At 63.7% G+C, this 16113-nt stretch carries 19 protein-coding genes; 11 read left to right on the forward strand and 8 right to left on the reverse strand.

What is annotated here, in order from left to right:
• Nucleotides 1-213: 213 nt before the first annotated feature.
• The gene (locus IEY49_RS21315) at nucleotides 214-612 is read left to right on the forward strand and encodes a prepilin-type N-terminal cleavage/methylation domain-containing protein (RefSeq protein WP_229780559.1); all 399 of its coding nucleotides are present in this window, start codon (nucleotides 214-216) and stop codon (nucleotides 610-612) included.
• A gap of 43 nt (nucleotides 613-655) precedes the next feature.
• Here IEY49_RS21315 and IEY49_RS00745 read toward each other — a convergent pair whose 3' ends face one another.
• Nucleotides 656-856: a hypothetical protein gene (locus IEY49_RS00745; protein WP_189003597.1), complete on the reverse strand. Its 201-nt coding sequence runs from the start codon at nucleotides 854-856 to the stop codon at nucleotides 656-658.
• A 378-nt stretch (nucleotides 857-1234) separates the two neighbouring features.
• Between IEY49_RS00745 and IEY49_RS00750 the strand changes: the two genes are divergently transcribed.
• From IEY49_RS00750 to IEY49_RS00770, 5 genes are all read left to right on the forward strand, one after another.
• Nucleotides 1235-2998 (forward strand): hypothetical protein, encoded by a 1764-nt coding sequence (locus IEY49_RS00750; protein WP_189003599.1) that lies wholly within the window; start codon nucleotides 1235-1237, stop codon nucleotides 2996-2998.
• Nucleotides 2995-3441, forward strand: coding sequence for a type IV pilin protein (locus IEY49_RS00755; protein WP_189003600.1), 447 nt, complete (start codon nucleotides 2995-2997; stop codon nucleotides 3439-3441). The genes IEY49_RS00750 and IEY49_RS00755 overlap by 4 nt, the downstream gene beginning before the upstream one ends.
• Complete coding sequence (locus IEY49_RS00760; RefSeq protein WP_189003602.1) at nucleotides 3438-3809, forward strand: PulJ/GspJ family protein; 372 nt, start codon at nucleotides 3438-3440, stop codon at nucleotides 3807-3809. Before IEY49_RS00755 ends, IEY49_RS00760 begins: the two co-directional genes overlap by 4 nt.
• Nucleotides 3806-4522, forward strand: coding sequence for a PulJ/GspJ family protein (locus tag IEY49_RS00765; protein WP_189003604.1), 717 nt, complete (start codon nucleotides 3806-3808; stop codon nucleotides 4520-4522). The genes IEY49_RS00760 and IEY49_RS00765 overlap by 4 nt, the downstream gene beginning before the upstream one ends.
• 237 nt (nucleotides 4523-4759) lie before the next feature.
• On the forward strand, nucleotides 4760-5164 hold the full coding sequence (locus IEY49_RS00770) for a hypothetical protein (protein WP_189003606.1): 405 nt from the start codon (nucleotides 4760-4762) through the stop codon (nucleotides 5162-5164).
• A 100-nt stretch (nucleotides 5165-5264) separates the two neighbouring features.
• Here the strand turns inward: IEY49_RS00770 and IEY49_RS00775 are convergent, their stop codons facing one another.
• Complete coding sequence (locus tag IEY49_RS00775; RefSeq protein WP_189003607.1) at nucleotides 5265-5705, reverse strand: hypothetical protein; 441 nt, start codon at nucleotides 5703-5705, stop codon at nucleotides 5265-5267.
• Between the two features lie 176 nt (nucleotides 5706-5881).
• On the opposite strand from IEY49_RS00775, the gene IEY49_RS00780 reads away from it, so the two are divergent.
• A complete protein-coding gene (locus tag IEY49_RS00780; RefSeq protein ID WP_189003609.1) occupies nucleotides 5882-6133 on the forward strand; it encodes a hypothetical protein in 252 nt (83 codons plus the stop codon).
• 206 nt (nucleotides 6134-6339) lie between these two features.
• On the opposite strand, the gene IEY49_RS00785 is transcribed toward IEY49_RS00780, so the two are convergent.
• The 3 genes from IEY49_RS00785 to IEY49_RS00795 form a co-directional block, all read right to left on the reverse strand.
• Entirely contained in the window at nucleotides 6340-6600 is a 261-nt protein-coding gene (locus IEY49_RS00785; protein WP_189003611.1) for a hypothetical protein, read from the reverse strand.
• 293 nt (nucleotides 6601-6893) lie between these two features.
• The gene (locus IEY49_RS00790; protein WP_229780560.1) at nucleotides 6894-7100 is read right to left on the reverse strand and encodes a hypothetical protein; all 207 of its coding nucleotides are present in this window, start codon (nucleotides 7098-7100) and stop codon (nucleotides 6894-6896) included.
• A gap of 23 nt (nucleotides 7101-7123) precedes the next feature.
• Nucleotides 7124-7393 (reverse strand): hypothetical protein, encoded by a 270-nt coding sequence (locus IEY49_RS00795; RefSeq protein ID WP_189003614.1) that lies wholly within the window; start codon nucleotides 7391-7393, stop codon nucleotides 7124-7126.
• A gap of 1950 nt (nucleotides 7394-9343) precedes the next feature.
• Here IEY49_RS00795 and pdxH point away from each other — a divergent pair.
• Complete coding sequence (gene pdxH, locus IEY49_RS00800; protein ID WP_189003616.1) at nucleotides 9344-9988, forward strand: pyridoxamine 5'-phosphate oxidase; 645 nt, start codon at nucleotides 9344-9346, stop codon at nucleotides 9986-9988.
• A 133-nt stretch (nucleotides 9989-10121) separates the two neighbouring features.
• On the opposite strand, the gene IEY49_RS00805 is transcribed toward pdxH, so the two are convergent.
• Nucleotides 10122-11627, reverse strand: coding sequence for a 2-phosphoglycerate kinase (locus tag IEY49_RS00805; RefSeq protein WP_189004191.1), 1506 nt, complete (start codon nucleotides 11625-11627; stop codon nucleotides 10122-10124).
• Nucleotides 11628-11757: 130 nt separating this feature from the next.
• Complete coding sequence (locus IEY49_RS00810) at nucleotides 11758-12375, reverse strand: TetR/AcrR family transcriptional regulator (RefSeq protein ID WP_189003618.1); 618 nt, start codon at nucleotides 12373-12375, stop codon at nucleotides 11758-11760.
• 85 nt (nucleotides 12376-12460) lie between these two features.
• Between IEY49_RS00810 and ppgK the strand changes: the two genes are divergently transcribed.
• The 3 genes from ppgK to IEY49_RS00825 all read left to right on the forward strand — a co-directional run bounded on the left by ppgK (nucleotide 12461) and on the right by IEY49_RS00825 (nucleotide 15373).
• Nucleotides 12461-13318, forward strand: coding sequence for a polyphosphate--glucose phosphotransferase (gene ppgK, locus IEY49_RS00815; protein WP_189003620.1), 858 nt, complete (start codon nucleotides 12461-12463; stop codon nucleotides 13316-13318).
• Between the two features lie 49 nt (nucleotides 13319-13367).
• Nucleotides 13368-14102 carry a sporulation protein gene (locus IEY49_RS00820; RefSeq protein WP_189003621.1) on the forward strand — a complete coding sequence of 245 codons (735 nt, stop codon included), beginning with the start codon at nucleotides 13368-13370 and terminating at the stop codon, nucleotides 14100-14102.
• A 62-nt stretch (nucleotides 14103-14164) separates the two neighbouring features.
• Nucleotides 14165-15373 (forward strand): amidohydrolase family protein, encoded by a 1209-nt coding sequence (locus IEY49_RS00825; RefSeq protein ID WP_229780561.1) that lies wholly within the window; start codon nucleotides 14165-14167, stop codon nucleotides 15371-15373.
• On the opposite strand, the gene IEY49_RS00830 is transcribed toward IEY49_RS00825, so the two are convergent.
• A complete protein-coding gene (locus IEY49_RS00830; RefSeq protein ID WP_189003625.1) occupies nucleotides 15350-15958 on the reverse strand; it encodes a thymidine kinase in 609 nt (202 codons plus the stop codon). The genes IEY49_RS00825 and IEY49_RS00830 overlap by 24 nt on opposite strands.
• Nucleotides 15959-16113 lie beyond the last annotated feature (155 nt).

Genomic DNA, 16113 nt, shown 5'->3' on the forward strand with positions numbered 1-16113 from the left:
CTGTGCATTTTTGATGAAATTATCAAGTTGCTAGATCGGGGTGAGTATCAGATATTCACGTGCTGGACGATAGAATTCAGTATTTAGATACTTTTAAAAACCTCACTGACCTCTTACTCTCTAGGGGCGGACAGGTTACCTAACCGCGATGCCATACCTGGCCGGAAGGACCATATACCTATTTCTATCCCGACGGCCACCCAGGAGACCACCATGAAGAACACGACCCAAGGCTTCACCCTGATCGAACTGCTGATCGTGATCGCTATCATCGGCATCCTCGCCGCTGTCCTGATCCCCAACCTGCTGGGTGCCCGTAAGAGCGCCACCGCCCGCGCTGGCCAGGGCCACAACGCGAACGTGTACAAGGCTGTTGTTGCTGCTCAGTCTGATGACGTGAACATGAGCGTTGCCGACATTGCTGCCCTGTACAACGGAAGTTGCATGACCGCCGTTGCCGCCTCCGCTACTGTGAAGTACCCCATTGACGATGCTCCCACTGGTACGAACACCTGCACCATTGCTGCAAACGGTACGGATGACTTCACCGTGACCACTGTCATGACCGCCGCTGGCAACTCCAAGACCTTCATCAACGGAAAAGAGCAGTAAGCTACACATGATCTGAAAACCGCCCTTCGGGGCGGTTTTTCGTTTACGACACTTCCATACACTCCAGGTTGAAGAACGCCTGGGGGAGGAGTATCAGCTCTATGTCCCGGCGCGCGAGGCGCCAGGTGCCGGGGGACCACACGCCAGCCGGCAGGATCAGGGGAGAGCTGAGTGGTGCGGGCGTGCTCTGAACCCTTACGGTGCCGCTCCACTCGTCCGCCAGATATCGCCTCAGTTCCTTCACGCCCTTAGAGTCCACATCCCAAGCACCAGGCACAACCACCAGTAGGGAAGGGCGAGGCGTGTAAATCATCAGAAGCTGGCGGGAGGCAGCGGATCCAGTGGTGGGCTGAGTTTAACCTCGGCTCTGCCCCCAGACTGCCGGACGTTGCCTGGCCGCGGGTGTCACTGGAAGGCATCCTGCCCGTCCAATGAAGTCAAAGTGGCTGTGCACTCCGGTCCCTTCAGGTGGCCACGGGTCGTGAATGCCGCAAACATCACCCATTGCCAGGTTGAGGTGGTTTGTCAAAGCATCCCGCCTCCGGTCATCGATCGCGCCCCTACTTTGGTGTACCGCCATGAGCGTCAAGGGTTCAGAATGAACCTTGAAGAGGTGGAGCCTATGCACAAACAGAGAGAAGCGGGCGTCGCAGTTCTGGTTATGGTGCTGTTCACCGCCATTATTCTGATCGTGGTGGTCTCCATTACCTCGGCCATGACGCTCGGCAGCCGCCGCGGCGCGGCCAGCGAAACCCGGGCCTACCAGGCGGCCCTGGCCAGTGAATCCGGGCAGAACGCGTTTACCGTCCGGTCCCGCAGCGTCGCGCAGTACGGGGGCGGAATCCCCGCCACCTGCACCGGCAGCACCAAGGTCAAAGCGCTGTGCGGTGTGAACGCCTGGCTGACCACCGTCACGGGCACCCAGGCGCCTGGAAGCTTCACCGTCGAGAGCGCCGGCGTCGCCACCGGCGGCACCGTTTCACTCGTCGCGGTCGACGTTGATCTCGACCCCACCACCAACAAGCTCACCAGCGTGGACATTGAAGCCCGTGGCACCACCACCGCCGGGCAGGCCCGCGTCCTGCAGCGCTACACCGCCGTCAAAGCGGACCTGGGGTTTCCGAACGTGCCGGGTGCCGTGACATCCTACCCTTCGGTGCAGATTCAGGGCGGACCGACCTCCACCATCGCGGGGACCACCGCGACTTCAGCGGACAACACCGGTCTGTACGATGACCTGCTCACCGTCTCCCGTGCCGGGAGCGCCAGCGCACTGGGCACCGGTTCCGTCACCCTGAACGTGAACACGACCTCCCAGGCCCGCGCGAGCCAGGTGGCGGTCGGGTCGTACATCCAACTGCCGTTGAGTGACCTCGCAGGCACCCTGTCCTCCACCCAGACTGGTACGTTCAAGGTTACCGGGAACACCGGGACCACCCTGGCTGTCACACCAGTCAGGATGCCCACCATCACGGGTGGGGCGGCCCTGCCCAGCGGCGACCTCGGCCTGGATTACGTGATGAACGGCATCGTGTCGTACAACTCGAACGTCCTGACCATGAACAGCAAGGAATCGTTCGTGGTGGGAGACCAGGTCGCGGTCAAGGTTGGTGTGTACACCTACACCTCCGCTGTCAGCAGCACGGTCACGAACCCCGACGGTACCCAGAGCGTCACCGTGGGCACTTGGACTGCTACGACACCAACAACTGTCCCCGCTACCCCTTCTGCCCCCGCCTTCACCTCCTACACTGCGCTCGACTTGGAAGGCCGGCCCGTCCAGAAATCCACCAATGCGGTGGTCACCGCAGGGTCCTTCACGACGGGTGGACAGGCCACCGCGACCGGTGACGTGAAGCAGGGCACGGCCGGTGCGGCGCTGGTGCCGAGCCCCCTGAGCGACGCTCTTTTCATCAAAACGTTCGGCATGACGCCCTCGCAGATGAAACCCCTTGCCTCGGTCTTCACCGAAGCGCAGTTCGATGGGGATGTCAGCGGCCTCACCTGGGTCACCGGGACCGCGGGCGACCGAGACATCAACATGAACAACGAGAAGGTCCAGGGGACCGGCATCCTGATCGTGGACGGCGACCTGACCATCAACCAGACCACCGCCGAAGTTAATTCGTGCGGATTCAAAGGCATCATCTACGTGCGCGGCAACGTGGACATCCGCGGAAACCTGCAGCTGTGCGGCGCGATCGTCGTGGAAGGCAGCATTCTGAGCAGCGACGGCCTCACCGTGACCGGCGTGGACGATGACGACTCGGACTTCGGGGGGAACGGCCGCAAGGTGTCGTACGACCCGGAAGCCATCTTCGACGCTGTCGCGGCGGCTGGTGCCTACACCTTCACGCGCGTTCCAGCGGGATGGAGGCAGCGGTGAGGACCCAGGGTTTCACCCTCGTGGAAGTGCTGATCGTGATCGGCATCATCGGTGTGCTGATGGGTCTGGCCATGCCCACCTACCTCGGGTGGCTGGCCGCCAGTGAAGCGCAACAGGCCGCCACGACCCTCGCCCAGGAGATCCAGCGGGTGCGCACGGACGTCAAACGCGCCACGCTGTCCACCACTGGCGCCCAGCCGCAGGCCAGCCTCACCACCACCGCGAACAGCACGTCCTTCACCGCTGCCGGACGCACCGTGTCCCTGAGCAACGCCCGCATTCAGACCGCGCGAACCCTGACCTTCGAAGCGCCTTACGGGACCCTGGTGCTGCCCACCGGGACGTCCTTGCCCCTCACCATCACCGTCTCCTCCTCCCGCAACGCCACCAAAACCCGGACCGTTCGCGTGATCAGCCTGCTCGGCAAGGTGGTCGTGCAATGAAAGAGCAGGGCTTCACCCTCATCGAGATTCTCGTCGCGCTGGCCATCTTCAGCATCGTGGTGGCCGCCATCATCACCATGCTGCCCGGCCTGGCCACCACCAACAGCCGCACCCGGGATGATCAGCGGGTCCTGCTCGCCGCCCAGGGGTATTTCGAGCAGGTGCGTGGGGAACTGCGCAACAACTTCGACAGCACCCTCTCCACCGTCACGGTGCCCGGCGTGGGAAGCGGACTGAGCTGCACCACCACGACTCCAGTGGACCTGGAAACGCTGAATGGTCAGTCCGCCCTGAAACGCGTCAAACTCAGCTGCACGATCAATGGCAAGACCCACAACTTCTCCCTCGACATCGCGAGGACGTCATGAACCGCGACGGCTTCACCCTGGTGGAACTGCTGGTCGGGATGGCCATCCTCGGCATTCTGATGGCGCTGATCCTGAACCTGCAGAGCACCACCATCCAGTACTCCACGCAGCAGACCAGCAATGCGCAACGCCTGCAGGCGATCAATGATGTGGCGGGGTACGTGGGCGCGCAGGTCCGCGCGGCACAGAACGTCCCGGACGGTCTCACCATCAACGGCAGCACCTGCTCTCGTGCAGGCACTGTGCCCTGCCTCGCGGTCATTCTGCCAGTCGTGGAAACCAGCGCTCCCACCGGCTGCACCCGCCTGCCGGGCACCGTGATCGACTGGCGCCTCCACGCGTACCGCTACATCCCACGCGCCAGTATTGCCGCCACCGACCGCACCCCGCTACCTGGCCTGGACAGCACCGCGTACGGCCTGCAGGAGATCCGGGTCGCGTCCGGTGCCGTACTACTGGACTCGAACGCGGACGGGTGCTGGGACCGCGTGGATACACCCCCGACCACCTACTCCGGGACGGTCTCGACCGGCCTGCTGGCCGACAACCTGATCCTGCCAGCAACCGGAACCGCCGCGTTCGAGTACACCGCCGCCACCCGCGTGGTGACCCTCCGGCTGCGGAGCGTGTCTCAGATGAGCAGTGGCACCACCCAGTACACCCCTCAAAGCGCGCCGTACGTCATGTCCGTCTTTGCCCGGAATGTGAACTGAAGACCGCTGCAGGAGACTGGGCACTGGGAGTCACCGCCAGTGCCCAGTTTCCTGCATGCTGCTTACACTGCTGGACAAGAGGTCCCTGACCTGCACTTTACCGCTGACCGACAGGTTCTTAAAATCCTGGAGGCCCCAGAATCGCCGCAGGTCCTGCGCGACCACCTGCTTCGAGACTCCAGCTTCCACCGCCATCTGCGTGGATCTCTGACCCTTCCAGAGGATTAAATCCATGACATGAACAGACCAGAAGTTGTTGTGGTGTTCTGGCCCAGCCACGCGCAATTAGTGGTATTCGATCCGGAGGCCAGCCCTTGCCCGGACGAAGCCGCGCTCTGGGCATTCCCTGGCGAGACTGGGAATCTGTTGAGCGTCCGGCGTACGCTGCTCTCGGTCGGTCTGCCTGATGACGGTGAAGTGAACGTCACGCTTCGCGCTCACACGACTGAGCCGGGAACGCCACACGGAACTTGGTCTGTCATGGCTAAGACGACGTTCCTGGCGGCGTCAGGAGTGGTCGGAGTCGGTGATGTGGTGTCCTTTGAGCCCGTGGTGACCGTCGAGGTGCCTCCTGGCCCGCTGAGGGTCCGGGTTGCTGGAGACCTCAACGATGATCTGCCGCGCTTTCAGCTTTCAGGTTGACGTCTGGCCCTTCCTGGGTCCCACTGAAGGAACGAACTGACCACTCACGACATTTTCGTTCCTTAGGAATCTGTTTCTTTCCGGTTGTTGCTCTCAACACTCAGAGGTAGGGCTTCAGGGCCTCGGCAATGGCCGGCGCTCCTTTCAGCTCGCGTGGGTTGAGGTGCACCACCGGAACTATCGAGTTGTTCTTCACGCCCGCTTCCGTTTCCGTCGGGTTCGCTGGCGGCTGGCGCCGGTCCCGGCCGTACGCCCGGGTGGTCAGCATGATGGCCACAGCTGGTGTCCTTGAGCGGGAAGCGACAATCGCGAAGTCCACACGCCGCCGGGCTTCACGGGCCAGGGTGCCCTGGGTTTCGCCCGGCTGAACGGTCAGGGCCATGAAGTTCTCCAGCAGCAGGGAACTGTGAACCTCGTACGGCAGGTTCCCGAGCGCCTCGCGTAAATCCTGTTCGAACTGGTCGCTGACCCGGGTCCGCTGGGTGCGTGCCTGGGCACCCCGGTCGGTCCGCACCAGCCATTTTGGAAGGTTCAACGGCATGCTTCATCGTAAGTCTCCCAGAGCAGCGAATCTGGCTGGCGGAAGTGAGGGTGAAGGTCACCAGACGGCGCGACGGGCCGGGTCTCTCAAACGACCCAGAAAACTCCAGGCATACTCCTCCTGAACGCCGTGGTGGTCTGTTGCTGACACGATGTCCGGCTGTGGAGCGTGAACTGATGACCGACCCCTATTCCTTTGCCCTGACCTACCTTCCCACCGGGGAAGTTCAAACCTTCACGGTCCCGACCCTCCGTTCGGAGCTGATTCACCTGGGCCTGGCCAAAGTCATGTTCGCCAAAGGCCCACAGGACGCCACCATGCCTTCCCCGGGGTTCACGGACCGCAGCGCGATGGTGCGCGGCATTGAATCCGGGCAGGTCCTCGTGGTGCGGCCGTGCTGGCAGTTCGAGTTGAAGACCGGAGCCTGAACTTGACGGAGCACGTGGGGCACACGTCGTCCTGCTCAAGGCTGAGCTCACTCCCGATCAGGTGAGTGCTGGACCGACCGGCATCCAGGCAGCCTGACGGTACCGGACGTGGCTGCACGGCCAGCGAGCGGCACCGGGGGAATGGGTGAATATTGCGAGCGAACGCCTGGATAACGGGGCTTACTTGTGTGGCGGCTTTTTTCCTGTCATGACACTTCCATCCAGTCCAGGCTGAAGAACGCCTGAGGCAGCAGTACCAGTTCCATGTCCCGCCGCGCGAGGCGCCAGGTGCCGGGGGCCCACACACCGGTCGGCAGGATCAGGGGAGAGGACAGCGGCGCGGCCGTCGTCCGGATGATGACGGTGCCGCCATATTCGTCGGCCAGATACCGCTTCAGTTCCGTCACGCCCTCAGCGACCGCGTTCCAAGTCCCTGGCACGATCACCAGCAGCTGAGGCCGAGGCATGTACACCCCGGCAGGCTAGCGGGCGCCCCCGCAGGGGTTCGTGTAATGGCTCCCTATCGAACGGAATACCCGACCCGAGCGGAGGCCAGGGAAGGCCTTTTCCGCCTCATGAAGTGCTTCCTAAGGAATCCCGGCTGGGAGGGCAAAGAACACATTTTGTCCCGCGTAAGATTCAAGTCAGTCTTCCGAGAGGAATGACCTTGCGCGAAGCCCCACCTCCCGGCCCCTGTGGCTGGCGGGCGGGGCCTTTTTGTGTTGTGCCGTCAGTCTTGCACCCGCATGACCCACCAGCCCTAAAGGCCGTCCCGGTGACCGCCTTCGTCCCGGCGGCAGACCTCCGTCAGGACGTGGCCACACTCCAGCCCCCAGACATCGCGGTTCAGCTCCCCCAGCCACCAGCGTCCGCCTGCCCGGTACCAGTCGACCTGCCGACTGACGTGATGCTGCCGGCCACGGCACAGCACGGACCGGGGGAAGCGGGCGCCGTCGGGCAGCTGCACTTCGCATGACTCCTGATCTGCCTTTACGTGACTTCCTCCATCCACCCCAGACTGAAGAACGCCCTGGGGATCAGCATCAGCTCGATCGTCTTGCGTACCATGAGCCAGGTGCCTGGTGCCCACACCCCTACCGGCAACACCAGGGGGCAGCGCAACGCTGCGGGAGTGCTCTGTATCACCAGGGTGCCACCGCATTTATCTGACAGGTACCGCTCGAGTTCTTTCACGCCTTCCGGGACCGTGGTCCAGTCCCCTGGCACGATGACCAGCAGGGAAGGGGGAGGTCTGGACACAATGCGAGGCTAGTGGCGCCGGGGCAGGGCTGCAATGTTTATCAAATGGGGGGTGGGCATCATTCGCCGAATGAAAACCGAGGGTGATCTCTCAGACCAGGGCAGGAGAGCCATCCACCGGTATCCGGTATTCCCACGGGTACTTCTCCGCGATCCAGTCCTGCTCACGGCGGGTTCAGACCAGCAACTGGCCTGCCGCAGTGCCGCAAGCTGCTCGAGCGGCAGTTGCCGAGCTGTAAGGGCCCAGGCGCCGCATAACCTCGCCCGTCTGGGTATGAACCACGGACGCGTAAAGCTTGGGCATATGACAGGGCATACGCCGTACTTTATGACACTTCCATACACTCCAGGCTGAAGAACGCCTGCGCTCAGAGTGCCTTTCTCAACGTGATACGCCTCAAGGGGTGTAGTTATGGGCTTGATTCTGTACTGAAAACTGGACTTCCCCAAGATCAACCCTACTGGCCCTGAAGGGTCTCCGGTTCACTTGTTGTCTTCGACGTTTTTGTTGAGGCACTCATTCCATGCCATGTGGGGTTCCCATCCTCCCGGTGGCGTCACAGCCGTGGGACGCTCAGAAAGTGTCTCGTTAAAGCAGCTGAGGACGCCGGGCGCCGCTGGAGTAGAGTCCGAGCATCCGGTCATACTGACCAGACCGGCCAACAGGAAGAAAATCCGGAGCATAAGGAAGCATAGATCCGGGACATTATGTGAAGTAATGCGTAACCGTTGTTACGCACGATTACAACGTTTCGTTCGGAATAATAGGCCCACCCCTCTGCCATAACTGAAGGTGGGGACTTTCGCGTGTGGAACCCACCTGCTATGTCCTCATTTCCCACCTTACACTCCGTGAATGGAAGGTTTGCTCAGTATTCTCGTGGTGGTCATCGGTGAGGTCGTTTGGGTACGGACGTCCAGTCATGCGCGCACCACCTCCGCCTCATCATCTCTCCGCTCCATCAGCCACAAAAACCTGCGTCGGCACGTTTTTCAGACGCACTTCAGGTCCAGACCAGCAACTGGCCTGCCGCGGTCCTACATGCGGTTTGGGCTGCAGCTGTCGATGGGTACGGATCTAGGTACCGCACGACCTCACCCGTTTGCGTATGAATCACGGTGACGTAGACCTTGGGCGTGTGACCGGGGAGAGGGGAGCAAAGGCGGCGATGCTGGTAGCAACCCCACTTGGCTCGGGTTGTGGGTGGTTGATCCTCGGGCGAAAGCGAACGCGTCTGGCACGCTCTTGTTGGGTGGTATTTGCTCGTGCTTGGGGTGGGCGGGGGCGGTTCTATGAGATTGACACGGTAGGGGTTAGGGGTTCAAATCCTCTCAAATGTGCCAGCGAACGCCCACTTAGTGGGCGCTTTTCCTTATGTCTCGTCTGCACTCGCTCTCTGATCTGCAAGCGGCGGTATCGGATGGTCTGCACAAAGCAGAACCGTGGGGTCGCTTTTTCAGCCTGCTCAGATCGCTGGAAGACAGTGCCTGAAAGACCATCTCCATGCCAGCCCTGCAACCAGGGGAACTCTATTCAGCACGCCGAGGACAAGCGATTTGGCGGGTCCAGTGGACAGCGCACCCAGCCACCGCTATGGAAGTAGAGAAATATAGCTGCCTTTCAGGAACCAGGCGCCAGCCGGAGCAGTTCTACCTGCCAGGCATCCCAGAGGCTGACCATGGCGAAGCCAGCAGCAAACACCAGCAACCCCAGAATGAAGGTGCGCAGCAACGTCCGTAAGGAAGCCCGCCACTCAGTGAACCCGCCTTCTGCGCGGGTTCATTTTTCATGGCTTCTTGAACAGTTCCTCGCTGGCCGCTCTACCTCTCCTGTGGCTGCGCAATCATTGATTGTTCCCGCGTCACTTATGCTTGCGGTGAGTATCTCGTCGAGACACTTCGCACGGCGATGAACACAACCTGATTGATCAGCTCTGGCATGCTGAGTTCATGACCGACCTGAGTACCTTACGCCTCTCCTATATCCACGGTGAACTGCGCCGGGCCGACCTGAAGGCAGATCCCTTGCAGCAGTTTCAGAGCTGGCTGGACACTTCCCTGGAGGCGGGCCTGCGCGAGCCTTATGCCATGAGCCTGGCGACCGCTGACCAGGAAGGCCGTCCGAGCGTCCGTACCGTTCTGTTGCGTGGCGCGCATGGCAGGGGCCTGACTTTCTTCACCAATTACGAGTCGCACAAGGGCCACGACCTGGCGGACAATCCCCAGGCGGAGGTGTTGTTTTACTGGGCCGAGCACGAACGGCAGGTCCGGGCATATGGATCGGTGGAGCGGCTCTCCGCAGAGGACAGCGCTGCCTATTTCCACTCCCGGCCTCGTGAAAGCCAGCTGGCGGCCCATGCCAGCGATCCCCAGAGTGCCCCAGTGAGCAGCAGGTTGGAACTCGAAACGCGGCTGGCAGCACTTCAGGAACGCTTTCCGGCAGATCAGGACATCCCCTGTCCGGGGTTCTGGGGTGGCTACCGGATCCAGGTGCAGGAGTGGGAGTTCTGGCAGGGCCGGCCCAACCGCATGCATGACCGGTTCCGGTACACCAGGGGTGAGGCCGGGTGGGAGATCGAACGGCTGATGCCTTGAGGCAGGCGCTTCTTGCCCCTGGCCTCTTTGCGTAAAGCTGCTTTCACCTTTATTCGGCGCTGACAAGCCCGCCTTTGATTTCCTGGTAGCCAGTCAAGCCCATCAACCGGAATATTGGTCAGGCGCTGGATCTTCAACTGCCCTCGGGGTTCAGCAGACTCTCGCCCGTCTCCATAGAGAGATCGTCTCCCAGCAGGGCCCGGCGTTCTTCCGGAGTCAGGGCCACCATGACGCGCCGCAGGACCACCTCCACCGCCTGATCGGTACTTTCATCCAGTGTCAGCCCGTCCAGCAGCGGAACATCCAGGCGCCGGGCCACGGCTTCGAGTTCGTTCTGCATGGTGCGGATTTCATCGAAGTAACGCATGTAGCGGTGCATCGGCCGGCTGGCTGCCGTTTCCTGATCGCGGCTCTCGAAGTGGCGGCGGTGCTCGGTCTCATTGGGCAGGGTTACCAGCAGAGGGACCACCAGGGCGCCGGCAAAGGCATCTGCCCGGAGGTAGCCCGGTACCAGATGAACGCCTTCCAGCACCACACTGGTGCCTTCCTCGATGCTGCGGCGCACCACCGCGCGCAGGCCCACACTCACCTGCTGCACCTGCTCGCGGAAGCCGGCCAGCAGTTCCGCCTCGGTGGGGTGGTCGGGGATCGACTGCCCGGGCGGGACCAGGGCTTCCCAGGCGTTGAAGGTGCTGGCATGCAGCGTGGGCACCAGGGCGGGGGAGACCATGGCGCGCATCACTTCGCGGATCGAGTCGGTGCTGACCACCCGCGTGATGCCCAGTCGGTAGGCGATTTCGGCCGCCAGAACGCTCTTGCCAGTACCGCTGACCCCACCCAGCAGCACCACCAGTGGGCGCGGAGGCCGGCGGATCACCCGCAGCAGCCGGTAGCGGGCGCTGACGTCCGGGCCGACTTCCTCGCGCAGCAGGGCTTCGACCTTTTCGCGGATGCGGGTGCGGCGCACCACACGGTCCTCGCTGCCGCGCAGATCGCGCTGGGTGATGCGCGCGACTTTCCGGGCCACGTCCGGCGCCACCCCGGCCGCCAGCATGGACTGCACCAGCACGCCCTTGCTGAAGGGAGTGGGCAGGCCCAGCTCATCAGCCATCACGCCCAGCCGCCCCTGGTTCTGACGCAGGTACTGGTAGGTCAGCCGGAAGTGCTCTCCGTAGCGCTCGGCCAGAAAGCGCTCGGTGCGCTGGTCGATGTCCTCGGCGGTCAGGGTCTGGACGCCCTGCTGGCGCATCTCGACGTCCACTCCGCTGGCCGTGGCATAGGCCTCACGCGGTGTCAGGCCCACGTCCTCCAGTGTCCGGGCCAGCACGCCGCGGCTGAAGGGCAGATTGCCTTTCTTCGAACGTACCAGGATGTCCACGAAGGCTGGCGTCTGGCGGGCCACCTGGGCGGCCACCTCCGGGCCGGCCACGTCCTCTGCGATTTCAGCGGTCAACGCCTGAAGCTCGTCCGCCGTGATCAGGCGCCGGCGCGCGAGGCGCAACTGCTGCTCGACCCGCCGGCCGATCGCGGCGGCCAGAGGCGCACTGGCCCCGGCATTCACCGCCGTTTCTACGACCAGACCGCGGCTGAAGGGCCACGACTGGCGCCCGGACCCGATCCGGAATTCAGCTTGTGGCATCATCTCACCCCCTGCGCCGTCAGGCCCGCAGGCCAGAAACAGCCTTTGCGCCAAACCTTCCAGGCAGTCTAGTGCTCGGACCCTCTGGAAGGGGAGGACGTTCCCCAGGCCCCGCGGATTGTTCAGTGCCTCAGGACCGGGGCGGGTCGCGCTTCAGCGCGCCCTCAAGCAGCAGGTTCAGGGCCAGCCGCATTTCCTCCTGCAGGGTGCGCTCCGTTCCGTAAGCGCTCCAGCGCAGCGCGACCATCAGGTAGGTATCCGCAATCAGGTTGCTGATGCGCTGCAGGCTGAGATCCGGGCGCATCTGCCCGCTCTGGTGCAGCGGACGCAGGATCAGTTCGATGACCTTGCTCAGCGGCAGCGCCTGGTACGCCGTGCGGGCCCGCTCAGGATTGGGATTCATGACCTCGTAGGCCAGTGGCGGAAACAGGTCACGCTCCCGGGAGTTCTCCTCGGCCAGCAGGTCCCAGACCTCGTACAGCACGCTCAGGGGCGGCACGCCGTCCAGCAGGCGCTGCTCGGCATGGTCGCGCAGGCGGTCCATGACCTCGCTGCCATAATCCAGCAGCACAGCCTCCTTGTAGGGGTAATAATTAAAAAACGTGCCGCGAGACACGTTGCTGGCCCGCGCAATGTCGGTCGCGGTGGTGGTCTGAAAGCCGCTCCGCTTGAACAGTTCAATGGCAACACTGTAAATACGGGCGCGGCGGCGCTCTTTCTGGCGCTCCCGCAACGAAGACAAATCCATAGGCTGACCTATGGTATAGCGCCTGGAGTCCAAAATTGCACCCCGTCCAAGTGTGAGCCCTGCCTGATCCGCTACGCTAGAGCCCATGAGCGTGATTCTGGGCATCGATATCGGGGGCAGCGGGATCAAGGGTGCGCCTGTCAACGTGAGTACCGGGCAGCTGGCCGGCGAGCGCCACCGCATTCCCACCCCGGAGGGGGCCCGCCCTGAGGATGTTCAGCGGGTGGTCGCGCAGCTCGTGGAGCATTTTGGTCTCGATGGACCCGTCGGGGTGACCTTCCCGGGAATCGTGCAGCAGGGCCGCACCCTGAGCGCTGCCAACGTGGATAAGGGCTGGATCGGGCTGGACGCCGACGCCCTGTTCACGCAGGCCACGGGCCGGGACGTCCGTCTGCTCAACGACGCCGACGCTGCCGGACTGGCCGAGGCCAAATTTGGGGCCGGCCGTGGCGTGGACGGCACCGTTCTGGTGCTGACCTTCGGCACGGGCATCGGCAGCGCACTGGTTCACAACGGCGTGCTGGTGCCCAACACCGAACTGGGTCATCTGTGGCTGCGCGAGCATCATGCCGAGACCTGGGCCTCCGACCGGGCCCGTGAGCGCGATGACCTGAACTGGAAACAGTGGAGCAAACGCGTCAGTGGCTACCTGCAGCATCTGGAACTGCTGTTCAGCCCGGACCTGTTCATTATCGGTGGCGGCGTGAGCAAGAAGGCCGAGAAATGGCAGGAGCATATCCGCCTCGAGCGCAGCCGTTTCGTTCCAGCGGCGCTCCAGAATGAGGCGGGGATCGTCGGGGCGGCGCTGCTGGCCGCGCAGCCGGCGCCTTCTGTCCCGCTGGTGTCGCCGGCGCTGCGGCCTGCGCGCCCTGCAGGACGGATAGAAGCAGTACCCGTAACAGTTAAACCTTCCAAAGAAAAGTCGCGTCGCAAGTCCGGCTGAGCCCGGGGGCCGGGAACCCGACCAGGACCGGGCACGTAGGGGGAGGCGTATGGGATTTCTGAAGAAGATGATGGCAGCGGTGGGGGTTGGTGCGGCCCGGGTGGACACCCGGCTGAGCAGGGCCGAGGTGCGTGTGGGTGAGGAACTGCGCGGCACCATCCATGTTCAGGGCGGGCAGGTCGAACAGCAGGTGCAGCGCATCAATGTTGGTCTGGCCACCCGATACAAGCACGAGGACAGCTACCTGAACCACACCCTGCAGTCCGAGATGGTCGTGCCTGCGTTCACCATCCGCCCTGGCGAGACACGCGAGTTCCCTTTCACGCTGCGTGTCGAGCCTGGCACGCCGCTCTCTCTGCCCGGATCGGACGTGTGGGTTTTTACGGACGCCGATGTCGCCGGTGGGATTGATCCTGGTGACCAGGACCCGCTGCGAGTGCTGCCCAGTGCCGGGATGGAAGCGGTGATCGGCGCTGCCCAGCGCCTGGGCTTTACGCTCAAGACGGCCGAGACCGAGTACGCCCATGGCCGTCTGGTGCAGGAGCTCAGCTTCCGTCCCCCGCACGGCCAGTACAAGCTCACGGAACTGGAACTCGTGATGCTGCCGGCCAATGGCGGCCTGGATGTCATTCTGGAAGTGGACCGGCGGGCGACGGGCATGGCCAGCTTCTTCACCAGCGAGTTTGAAACCCGGGCCCGCTGGTTCCTGCCTCGTGAGCTGCTGGAGCGCGGCCCGGACGTCATTGCGCCGGAACTGGCTGGCCGTATCCGTCAGCTGAGCTGAAGATATCGGCGCTGGCCCCTGCCCTGACCGTGGGCAGGAGCCCGCGCTTTAGCATGCTGTGCATGACTGCTGACCTGAGTGACCCCCATATCCCCCGGCTGCTGGTGTGCAACGTGCTGTACACCGGGATGGGCGGCGCGCAGAGTCCGGGTGGCGTGGTGGTGGTCGGCGACACCGTGGCAGCCACCGGAGACCCGGGAGCGCTGCGCCACGCCTATCCGCACGCCCGCGAGGAACTGGTCGGGGGCGTCATTGCCCCGCCCCCGGTCAATGCCCACACCCACCTGGATATGAGCGCCTATGCGTTCCAGGCGCTGCCCTATTTCCAGTGGATTCCAGAGGTGGTGATTGCCGGGCGCCAGCATAGGGGGCTTGGTGCCGCTGTGGCTGGCGCAGACACCCTCTCGCGGCTGGGTACCGGTGCGGTGGGCGACATCGTCTGGTCGCCCGAGGTGATGGACACCCTGCTGGCGCGTGAGGACCTGCCAGGGGTGCTGTATTTCGAGGTGCTGAGCCCCCAGTCCGAGCGGGCCGACGAGGTCTTCCGCGCTGCCCGTACCCAGATCGAGGCCTGGCGGGCCAAGGAACGTCCCGGGGGCCCCCGGGTCGGCGTCTCGCCGCACACGCCCTATACCGTCAGCCACCGTCTGATGAGGCTCCTGGCCGAGTACGCGGCTGGTGAGGGCCTGCCGCTGCAGATCCATGTGGCGGAACATCCCAGTGAACCGGAACTGTTCCGCACCGGGGGCGGTCCCCTGTGGGAAAACCGCATGCCCAGCCTGTACCCTGCCACCTTCGCGGACATTATCGGCCGTGACCCCGAACCGGACCTGACCCCGGTGCGCTACCTCGATGAACTGGGAGTACTTGGTGCCCGGCCCACCCTGATTCACATGGCCAACGTGACCGCGGACGATATCGCCCGGGTGGCCCGCGCCGGCTGCGCAGTCGTGACCTGCCCGCGCAGCAACCATCATCTGGAATGCGGCGTGTTCCCATGGGCGGCGTTCGCGGCTGCGGGGGTCGAAATTGCCCTGGGCACCGACTCGGTCGCCAGCGGGGAGACCCTGGACGTGCGCGACGACGTGGCCTTTGCCCGCACGTTGTATCCGGGCCTGGACCCCCGCGTCCTGGTGCGGGCAGCGGTCAAGGGCGGACACCGCGTCCTGGGCACAACCATGCCTTTTATCCGGCGGGGTGAGGTCTGGCGCGAGGAGTATCGCTGGGCCGCCGGTCAGGTCTTAGCGTCAGTGAATCACAACGTGGTGTAGCCGGCAGCGGGCCTCATAACTTTCCTGCGCGCCGACCAGCACGACCGGATCGTCGAAGCGGGCCGGCCTCCCACTGATCAGGCGCTGCGACCGGGTGGCCGGGGCCCCACATTGGGTACAGATGGCGGTGAGCTTCTCGACACTCTCGGCGCGGGCCAGCAGATCGGGCATGCAGCCAAATGGCTCGGCGCGGAAGTCCAGATCCAGTCCGGCCAGAATAACCCGTACACCGGCGTCGGCCAGCTCCAAGGCCAGAGGCACCAGTTCCGACCCGAAAAACTGAATCTCGTCAATTCCGATCACGTCCGGCATCTCTGCGGATGCCTGCAGCAGCGGGCCTTCACCGCTCAGGTGAGCCCGAATGTCGGCCACATCGCCGACCGCCAGGGCCCCGACGGTGCGCCCGGTGTGGCTGGCCACCGCTGACTCGTGGTAGCGGTCGTCCACGGCAGGTTTGAACACCTGCACCCGCTGCCGGGCAATCAGGGCGCGGGTGACGCGGCGGATCAGTTCCTCGCTTTTCCCGCTGAACATCGGACCGACAATGACCTCCAGGTGACCGCCGGAATAGGGGGACTTCAGCACGTCCGCGAGTATGCCAGATGCCCTGAGATGGCGGATGGGCTGGAAGCCCTGGGGCGATGCCGTACCCCGTGGCAAACTTCTGCAAAGTCTGCTGGGCGCTCCACCCCTGAGGGTGGTGGACGTGTCCGGCCTCCACTTCCCGGGCCGTCCACATA

Origin of the sequence: Deinococcus malanensis (assembly GCF_014647655.1) — a bacterium.
In the GTDB taxonomy this organism is placed as follows: Bacteria; Deinococcota; Deinococci; order Deinococcales; family Deinococcaceae; genus Deinococcus; species Deinococcus malanensis.